This window comes from Pedobacter sp. 01T416_2, from assembly GCF_056398925.1.
Genome location: NZ_JBFTQI010000854.1, coordinates 1 through 2,351 on the forward strand (window position 1 = coordinate 1; position 2,351 = coordinate 2,351).

Genomic DNA, 2,351 nt, shown 5'->3' on the forward strand with positions numbered 1-2,351 from the left:
CCCATCGGACCAGCAACTACGAGTTTTTGCATATCGACCATTTTACCCATGTTTGCCATATGTCCGGCAAATAAACTATCTGTTTTGGCTTTGGTTTCTGTGGTATTCGTACCTGATTTAAGAATAACCAGCACATACATTTTCATGCCATAGTTGTCGGCACCAAGCTTTTTAGCCAAGGCTTCATCATAAGGGGCTTTAGCTTTTTTCTCCTGCGCTTGTATAGCGATCGTAACGGTGATTAGGGAGATTAACAGGAATAACTTTTTCATTTTAGTTTATGGTTTGGTTAGTTTAAAAATAAGAAAAATTGCGGTGTTTTTGTCTTAGCCAGACGGGCTTTCCACTTTTTCTTGATAAAAAGTGGAGCAAAAATCAAGGCTTGCGAACCTTTGTCGCAAATCCTAAATAAATCTTTAGGCGCAATCCTAAGCCGTGTGAAGGATAGTGGTTTTTGTTTGTTTCCGCTGCACTCGTAGGATTTCTTGTTCAGTGCTTATTGAAATGAACTGCAACAAAGATTTATTTGCACTTGCTTCCAAATCTTCTGATGCCGGATGCGTTCTTCTGAAAGATTGTGGCGATTTTAAAGTTTGCGCCTACATAACTTAATGCACCTGTTAGGAACTGCCATAGCAAAGAACCACCGGCCCATATTAACTAAACCTGATTGAAGTGAAAAGCCCGCAGTGTAGCGAGGACTTGAAACGAAAAGCAGGACTGAATTCACCGATTTATTCAAATCCTGCTTTTCTAAATATTATGAATTTATTTTTTTGCACCCAGACCAATGAACTAATGGCTAATGAACTATTGAACCAGCTAGTTGTGCATCATTTTAATAAAAGCACCTAATTTAGCTTTCATGGCTCTTCTATCTACAATGAAATCGAGGAAACCGTGTTCAAGAACGAATTCTGAAGTTTGGAAACCTTTCGGTAAATCTTTTTTAATGGTTTCTTTAATTACCCGCGGACCAGCAAAGCCGATCAGTGCGCCTGGTTCTGCAATATTAATATCGCCTAACATGGCGTATGATGCAGTTACACCACCTGTAGTTGGATCGGTTAATAAAGAGATATATGGAACTTTAGCCTGACCTAATAAGGCGAGTTTGGCTGATGTTTTGGCCATTTGCATTAATGAAAATGCGGCTTCCATCATACGTGCACCCCCTGATTTTGAGATCATCAGGAACGGAACTTTATGTTTAATGCTATAATCGATCGATCTTGCAATTTTTTCGCCCACAACTGAACCCATCGAACCGCCGATAAAAGCAAAATCCATACAGGCAATTACGAGGTCTTGTCCTTCGATTTTACCGACACCGGCACGAATAGCGTCTTTTAAGCCTGTTTTAGCCTGGCTTTCTTTAATTCTATCGGTGTAAGGTTTGTTATCGTTAAAATTTAAAGGGTCGCCTGATGTTAAGTTAGGGAACAGCTCTTTAAACTCGTTATTATCAAATAAAACCTCGAAATATTCTTTTGAGCCTACTCTCAGGTGGTAATCGCAGTAATGACAAACGTATTTGTTTTCCTGAAGTTCTGCCTGATGTAGCGGTTTTTTACAATTTGGACATTTATTCCACAAACCATCTGGTGCTTCTTTTTTCTCCTCTGTTGTGGTGATGATACCTTTTTTTTCTCTCTTAAACCAAGCCATATAATTTTTTGAAGAATTGGATTGCAAAGAAACGAAAAATAAAATAAAGTCGACCCTTATTAGATGTAAAAATAGTCAATGGTGAGTTGGTTGATAGTCGATTGGCAATAATGCAAGCGTTGGATAGGTAATTGAAAACTCGGCTCGGGCTACTGTTAACTGCTAATTGTAAACTTAAGTGTGTCTTTTTTACACTAAGGATAATGTGTTTTTTACACTAAATAGGCCTTATTTTGCTGTTAGGCAAATAATTCTGTTGTTAGAAAAGCTTGGAATGTTATTTTTTTTTATAACTTCGGACTTAATAAAATTAACAAGAAATGAGTTTAAAAGGCTACAAAGGCGTAATTTACGGAGATGCCGTTCAAGAATTGTTTGAGCAGGCTAAAAAACATCAGTTTGCTTTACCAGCAGTTAACGTAACCGGTACAAATACGGTTAATGCGGTATTGGAAACTGCTAAGGCAGTAAATTCGCCTGTTATGATTCAACTATCTAATGGAGGTGCACAGTTTTATGCAGGCAAATCTTTAGATAATGAGAAATTGCAAGCATGTATTTTAGGTGCTGTATCGGCAGCTAAACATGTACATTTATTGGCAGAGCATTATGGTGTTGCTGTGGTTTTACATACCGACCACGCCGCTAAAAAATTATTGCCTTGGATTGATGGACTTTTAGAC

The 2,351-nt window shown here is 38.1% G+C and carries 3 protein-coding genes; 1 reads left to right on the top strand and 2 read right to left on the bottom strand.

Annotation, left to right across the window (positions count from 1 at the left end; translation table 11 throughout):
• Both AC1DPQ_RS25020 and accD read right to left on the bottom strand, forming a co-directional pair.
• Window positions 1-272: YciI family protein (locus tag AC1DPQ_RS25020; protein WP_477611216.1), on the bottom strand; the 272-nt coding region annotated here is incomplete at its 3' end.
• A 550-nt stretch (window positions 273-822) separates the two neighbouring features.
• Window positions 823-1,668 carry an acetyl-CoA carboxylase, carboxyltransferase subunit beta gene (gene accD, locus AC1DPQ_RS25025; protein ID WP_477585537.1) on the bottom strand — a complete coding sequence of 282 codons (846 nt, stop codon included), beginning with the start codon at window positions 1,666-1,668 and terminating at the stop codon, window positions 823-825.
• Between the two features lie 320 nt (window positions 1,669-1,988).
• Between accD and AC1DPQ_RS25030 the strand changes: the two genes are divergently transcribed.
• A partial coding sequence (locus tag AC1DPQ_RS25030) for a class II fructose-bisphosphate aldolase (protein ID WP_477611217.1) occupies window positions 1,989-2,351 on the top strand: 363 nt, incomplete at its 3' end.